Raw genomic sequence first — 6235 nt, forward strand, 5'->3', positions numbered from 1 at the left:
CTCACCTCATGAAACGCGGTGTGTAGGTTTGCCGCTTGCGGCGTGGTGTTGTGGGCGGGGCGCCCGCCTGACGGGCAGGAGGGTCAGGGGTCGGTGCTTGTTCACCTGCGGTATTGGCACTGGCGCCGCCGACATCCGGAACCGCCGTCACCACTCCGGCCTGGTCTTCCAGCTGCCGCCACATGCGCTCGTCCCAGCGGTCGGCCCCCATGATCCAGGCGGCGGCGCGGGCATAGACCCGGGTGTCGAGCGCCTCGTTCCGCTCGCGCAGCTTCTGCCATTCCTGCCGGGCATAGCCGCGCTTGTTGCGGACCGTGACCAGCTGCTCGGCCACCAGCTGCTTCAGCCATTCGCTGTCCGCCCAGTCCGGCAGGTGGATCATGCCCGGCGGATCGGGTTGTTCATCCTCAGACCGTTCCAGCCGCAGGAAGCGATAGGTCTCGATCTTGAAGGTGGCTGTCGCCACCGACCAGAGCCGGGCGCCGCGCCGCAACCTCTTGCCGCCCACGGTCGCATCGACGAAGGTCGGCCCGGAGACCGGCGTGGCCCGGTTGAAGCCTTCCAGACCCTTGACCGGCACGACCTGTTCAAACCCCTGCGCCCGCGCCCAGGCATAGACCGCCGCTGCCTCATAGCCGGTATCGATGGCCAGTTTGGCAATGGGCATCACCGCGCCATACGCATGCTGCCATGTCCGGCTTAGCAGCCTGGTCAGTTCCGCCCATGCCGCCGGGCTGTCCGGCCCGCCGGGGATGACGATGTGATCGACCAGCCAGCTTTGCAGCCCGCGCCCCCAGGTCCAGATATCGACCTCGATCCGGTCCTTCTGGATATCGGCCCCGGCCGTCAGGAACAGACCGCCCTCGGGGATCTGCGCCGGGAAGACTTCGCGCCGATCCGCCAGCCGCTGCCATTCCGGCGCCTCGCCGCGTTCGACCCAGGTCTCGCCCAGAAGCGTGTTCCGCGCGGCGCGCAGCATCTCGTCATTGCCCTGCGCGGCCAGCCATTCCCGGGCGATCTGCTCCCAGCTCTTCCAGCCGATGGGCGAATAAAGGGCGGACAAGTGATAGCCGACATGATGCGGATCGGCGCTGGTTGTGGTTGCCCGCCATTCGCCCGCCTCCAGCATGGCGGTCTTGTGATGCTCGGAGATCAGGGTATCGCAGGCATTGCAGGCATAGGCGGCGGTCTCGGGTCGGCCCTTCTCCCAGCGCAGCCGTTCGAATTCCAGCCATTGCATCGCCCCGCAATGCGGGCAGGGCACGAAATAGCGCCGCTGGTCCGAGGCTTCGAATTCCTGCTCGATCCGGCTGAGGCCCCGGATGGTTGGTGTCGAGACCAAAAACACCTTTCGGCGATGCGCGAAGGTCGTACTGCGCGCCTCGGCCAGCGTCACCGGATCGCCTTCCTCGTCCGCCGAGGGCGGATAGGCGTCGATCTCGTCCAGAAACAGATAGCGCGCAGGCATCGACCGCAGACCGGTCGCGCTGTTGGCCCCGGTCAGGACCAGAATGCCGCCCGGAAACTCTTTTGAGAGCATCGAATTCCCGGCATCGCGCGACCGGGCCGGGCTGACCCGTTCCCTGAGCGCAGGCGAATCAGAAATCAGCGGATCAAGCCGCCCGCGCGAGGCGCGCTTGGCCATCTCGACCGTCGGCAGCACCGCCAGCATCGGCCCCGGCGCGTGATGGATCACGAAGCCGATCCAGTTGTTGCCCGCTTCCGTCGCACCCACTTGCGCGGCTTTCATGAAGCTGATCCGCTGCGCCGGATGGCCGGGCGAGAGCGCATCCATGATCTCGCGCAGATAGGGCGTCCGCGCCGTGCGATAGCGCCCGGGCTCGGCGGCGGCACGTGACGACAGCCAGCGATGCCTGTCGGCCCATTCCGAGACCGTCAGATCCGGATCGGGCCGGATGCCGCGCGACCAGGCGCGCAACATGTCCTCGGCGCCGTCGAAGCTCAGATCGGGGCTGTGGTCATCGGTCCCGTCATCATCATTCAAGAGAAACCTTGAGATCGGCGAGGGCGGCAAGCTGGTCTCGGACATGGGCTTCCAGCACCCTCTGCAGCACCCCGGTGCCGATGCTGATCGCTTCCCCGGTGGTCTTTTCCATCTCGGCCGAAAGCTCCGCCGCCATGATCGCGGCGACGCGGGCGGGCCATGTGACCCAGGCATCGCGCTCCTGCCGCGCGAGGCGGAAGACCAGCGTCTCGGCGCGCGCCCGATCGATCAGGACGCCCTTCTTCTTCTGAATGGCGATCTGGCGTTCCTGTGCCTGATAGACCGTCAGCGCCGTCCGGGCCTTCAGATAGGAGGAGCTGTCGCCCGGGCCGGAGATCGATGGGGCGGCGAGGTTGTCGGCGGAGCGGGTCGTCCTTTCCGGCATCGCCGACTGCCGCGCCGTGCCAGCCTTGGACCGGTTCTGCTGATCCGGGTCGGTGGTCGCCGCGCGCCGAGCATCGGACGCCGCCGCATCGATGGAGCCGTCGGCGAAGAGGACCAGCCGACCGCTCTTCCGCGCCTTCTGGATCGCCCCGCGCGAGAGCCCGGCATGGGCCGCATAGGCCCGTTCGCTCATGCCCTGCATGGCAGACCTGTCCGAAGATGATGGTGATGTGCATCAGAAAGCACTGTTATTGCTCCGAATTCTCTACACTTCAGAGTGCGTCGGAGCGATGCTGCATCAACGAAACGCAGCACCGGAGGCCGAGATGACCCGCCAAACCACCCGCAACAATGACGCCGCCCTCGCTGCCTTCATCGCGAAGAAAGCGGAAATCGACGCCATGCTGGCCCGGCTACAGGCCTTCAGCGAGGACCATTTCGGCGCAGATCCCGAACGGTTGAACTGGGCCGACCTCGGCAGCCTCGAATATCAGGCCCATCTTCTGAAGCAGATCAGCGACTTCGCCTTTGGCGAGGGCGAACACGCGGCCTGACGGGCTGGCATGTGCCAAGTGCTTCGCCCCGCGCGATGCGGGGCCCGGCTCCGTAGAAGCCGACCGCAGCCTGCGGCGGCTATACACGGAGCCAGCCATGACGATACTCACCGGGACGCAGTCCCTGATCCTCACCCGCGCCAGCGCCCGGCCGGGCAACCTCGCCCTTCCGCTGCCGGAGGGACTGCATGGCGCGGCGGCGAAGATGGCCATCGGCCGGATGATCAAGCTCGGCTGGATCGAAGAGGTCGACGCCAATCTCCGGCGCGGCGAGCCGCTCTGGCATGAGACCGGCGATGGACATGGCACCACGCTGATCGCGACCGAGGCCGGGCTGGACGCCATCGGCATCGATCCGGTGGTGGTCAGGACCATGGCGGGTCTGCGGGACGCGAAACCCGAGGCCGTTGCCGCCGTCCAGCGCCCCGGCACGAAACAGGCCCAGCTGATCGCCATGCTGCAGGCGCCGGAGGGCGCAACCATTGCAGAGATCGCCGAGGCGACGGGATGGCAGCACCATAGCATCAGGGGCGCCATTTCCGGGTCGCTGAAGAAGAAGCTGGGCCTGACCGTGACCTCCGAGAAACTCGCCGAAAGGGGCCGGGTCTATAAGCTGGATTAACGCGCCTAATCTTGTCTGCTAAGCTTCCGGGCCGCGCAGTCGTGCCATTAGCCGTTGGAATTCCTCATTGTCGTCGGCGCCCTTCCAACGATTTATGAATCGGCAGACGAGCTGCAGATTGCCGATCTCGTAGTGACCAGCACTGTCGATGCGGTCGAGCGAAAGAAAAAAGGCCTTGTCGCCATCTTTCTCATCCAGATCGAAGGGCAGCCCGCTCAGCTCGCAGATACCTTCCTGTCTTTCAAAGAGTTCTACGATATGATCCTCAAGCTGCTTCGGCGAACATCGGACCTCCTTGTTCTTCAGCTTCCTAAGCACCTGCTGGCCGTTCGACGCCTGCGCTGTTTTCAGCGCGGTTGCCACCATCCTGTAGATCCCTGCGGGAATCTCGCCGCATTCCAAGATGTCAATGGTTTCACGATATGCGACGCGACGAACCTCGTCAGCCAATCTCACCTCGGAATACTTCGATCCCGACCGATCATTTTTTTGGATCCAAAGCGGCAATCTATGCCAGGGCGACAGATCCCGACCCTCGATAAGCGAAATGGTGTATTCGGCGTAGTCTGGAGATAGCTGCTGAAGCGTGGATTCCGTCGAGAGAAAATCTCGGGCCTTGGGGTGAAGAGACTTCCACATCAAGGCGACACCGCTTTTTGTAACATCCGACCAAGGCCGGCAGGGCTTATGGCAGACCACCACCTCGCGACCGCGCGTAATGGGCTCCGTCTTGCGGACGAACTCTGGAGGCTGGTCGGTTGAGATCGTCCACCAAAGTCGCTCGCCGGCACGATGAATCCAAAGATCGCCATCGGTTTTCGAGATGATCGTCATCAGGTTGAACCAACGTGAGGCCACCGGCCGGGTCGGTACAAGGCCCGCCGCTGTCCGATCTGTGGAAATTCGCGAGCCAATGTATCCCTCGCGATCGCCGGCCTCCCAATAAGCCTGTGCGTCGACCGCATTCATTGTCGCAACGCTGCCGCGTCGCTTGCACTCGGGCCATTCATAGTTCTCTCGACCAAAATTTGCGATGTAGACCTTCACAAAAAAACTCCTAATCGGTCGGGCACGCCGCAACTGTTATAAGACAGCGAAAGATCTGAAAACCTCTGTGACTTTTCAGACACGTCAGCAAGATGCCAGCCTTTGTGGATCTGTGCGGCCGTGGTCTCCGCGTCTGGAGGTTGTCAGATCGGCGAAGGTCTGCTCGGTGCCGTCCAGCACCGCCGTCTGGCCGGTCAGGTTCTGCCATCGCGCGATGGCGACATCGACATAGGCGGGGTTCAACTCGATCCCGTAGCAGACCCGGCCCGTAGTCTCGGCCGCGATCAGCGTGGTGCCGGAACCCATGAAGGGTTCGTAGATCGCCTGTCCGGGGCTTGAATTGTTCAGGATCGGGCGGCGCATGCATTCGACCGGCTTCTGCGTGCCGTGGACGGTCTCCGCATCCTGATCCTTGTTCGCGATCTGCCAGAGTGTGGTCTGCTTGCGATCCCCGGCCCAATGGCCCTTGCCGCGCTTCTTCACCGCATACCAGCAAGGCTCGTGCTGCCAGTGGTAATCGCCCCGGCTGAGAACCAGCCGGTCCTTGGCCCAGATGATCTGGGACCGGATATCAAAACCCGCCGCGATCAGGCTGTCGGCGACGGTCGTCGCGTGCAACGCGCCATGCCAGACATAGGCGACGTCGCCCGGAAACAGCGCCCAGGCCTCGCGCCAGTCGGCCCGGTCGTCGTTCAGCACCTTGCCGGTGCGTTTGGTCGCCGATGCGCCCGTGGCATTGCGCCATGATGGGTCATATTCCACCCCATAGGGCGGGTCGGTGACCATCAGCAGCGGTCGGACATCGCCGAGCAATTTTGCCACGACATCAGCGCTGGTGCTGTCGCCGCAGATCAGCCGGTGCGGTCCAAGCCGCCAGAGGTCGCCCGGCACAGAGACCGGATCGGCGGGCGTTTCGGGCACTTCGTCCTCGCCCTCGGCGGCGCCACCCTCGTCGAGGTCCGGATCCTGCAGCAGGGCTTCCAGCTCGTCCTCGGCAAAGCCCAGAAGCGACAGGTCGAAATCATCGGCCAATAATCCGGCGACCTCATCGCGCAACAGCGTCTCGTCCCAGTCGCCGAGTTCCGTCAGCTTGTTGTCGGCAATCCGATAGGCGCGGCGCTCCGCCTCGTCGAGATGGCCGAGGCGGATTACCGGCACCTCTGCGAGCCCCAGTTCCGTCGCCGCCAGCACCCTTCCGTGACCGGCGATCAGCTCGCCATCGTCGCCGACCATGCAGGGCACGGTCCAGCCGAAACGCGCCATGCTGGCGGCGATGCGGGCGACCTGATCGGGCCCGTGCATCTTGGCGTTCCGGGCATAGGGGCGCAGCCGCTCGATCGGCCAGAACTCGATCTGGCGCGGCGCGAAGGTGAGGTCCATGGGGCAGGGTCGTCCTGTGGTTTTGGTGGCTTCTCAGCGGGTGGATCCCGGTGGCTTCCGCCTCGCTGGATCCTGGCCCTGGCTTCCGCGAAGTGGATCCTCGGAATCCACACGGAATCCAGCAGGAATCCACCCCTGCGGGATGCTCAAAGGCTTGTTTTATTGGTCGAAATAGCGCGCTGGTGGCTCAGGTGGATTCCGCCTGGATTCCCCGGTGAAATCGCCTGACGCTGGCAAACTTCC

The 6235-nt window shown here is 64.3% G+C and carries 6 protein-coding genes; 2 read left to right on the top strand and 4 right to left on the bottom strand.

All coding sequences use genetic code 11. From position 1 onward, the window contains the following. Position 1 precedes the first annotated feature (1 nt). Positions 2-2050, bottom strand: coding sequence for a phage terminase large subunit family protein (locus tag Q5Y72_RS15290; RefSeq protein WP_305964288.1), 2049 nt, complete (start codon positions 2048-2050; stop codon positions 2-4). After that, positions 1998-2591 (bottom strand): hypothetical protein, encoded by a 594-nt coding sequence (locus Q5Y72_RS15295; protein WP_305964289.1) that lies wholly within the window; start codon positions 2589-2591, stop codon positions 1998-2000. The genes Q5Y72_RS15290 and Q5Y72_RS15295 overlap by 53 nt, the downstream gene beginning before the upstream one ends. Here Q5Y72_RS15295 and Q5Y72_RS19950 point away from each other — a divergent pair. Together Q5Y72_RS19950 and Q5Y72_RS15305 are read left to right on the top strand one after the other, a co-directional pair. Beyond that, positions 2590-2943, top strand: a complete 354-nt coding sequence (locus Q5Y72_RS19950) for a hypothetical protein (RefSeq protein WP_371930843.1) — start codon at positions 2590-2592, stop codon at positions 2941-2943. The genes Q5Y72_RS15295 and Q5Y72_RS19950 overlap by 2 nt on opposite strands. 97 nt (positions 2944-3040) lie before the next feature. After that, positions 3041-3565: a DUF3489 domain-containing protein gene (locus Q5Y72_RS15305; protein ID WP_305964290.1), complete on the top strand. Its 525-nt coding sequence runs from the start codon at positions 3041-3043 to the stop codon at positions 3563-3565. Positions 3566-3583: 18 nt separating this feature from the next. Here the strand turns inward: Q5Y72_RS15305 and Q5Y72_RS15310 are convergent, their stop codons facing one another. After that, positions 3584-4612, bottom strand: a complete 1029-nt coding sequence (locus Q5Y72_RS15310) for a hypothetical protein (protein ID WP_305964291.1) — start codon at positions 4610-4612, stop codon at positions 3584-3586. An 84-nt stretch (positions 4613-4696) separates the two neighbouring features. After that, positions 4697-5992, bottom strand: coding sequence for a site-specific DNA-methyltransferase (locus Q5Y72_RS15315; protein WP_305964292.1), 1296 nt, complete (start codon positions 5990-5992; stop codon positions 4697-4699). Positions 5993-6235 lie beyond the last annotated feature (243 nt).

The sequence above is a fragment of the Paracoccus spongiarum genome (assembly GCF_030732095.1).
Lineage (GTDB): Bacteria > Pseudomonadota > Alphaproteobacteria > Rhodobacterales > Rhodobacteraceae > Paracoccus > Paracoccus spongiarum.

Bases quoted from the DNA above. Each gene is read 5' to 3' on its own strand.
- Q5Y72_RS15290 (WP_305964288.1), bottom strand. From the start codon at position 2,050: ATGTCCGAGACCAGCTTGCCGCCCTCGCCGATCTCAAGGTTTCTCTTG.
- Q5Y72_RS19950 (WP_371930843.1), top strand. From the start codon at position 2,590: ATGGCAGACCTGTCCGAAGATGATGGTGATGTGCATCAGAAAGCACTG.
- Q5Y72_RS15295 (WP_305964289.1), bottom strand. From the start codon at position 2,591: ATGCAGGGCATGAGCGAACGGGCCTATGCGGCCCATGCCGGGCTCTCG.
- Q5Y72_RS15305 (WP_305964290.1), top strand. From the start codon at position 3,041: ATGACGATACTCACCGGGACGCAGTCCCTGATCCTCACCCGCGCCAGC.
- Q5Y72_RS15315 (WP_305964292.1), bottom strand. From the start codon at position 5,992: ATGGACCTCACCTTCGCGCCGCGCCAGATCGAGTTCTGGCCGATCGAG.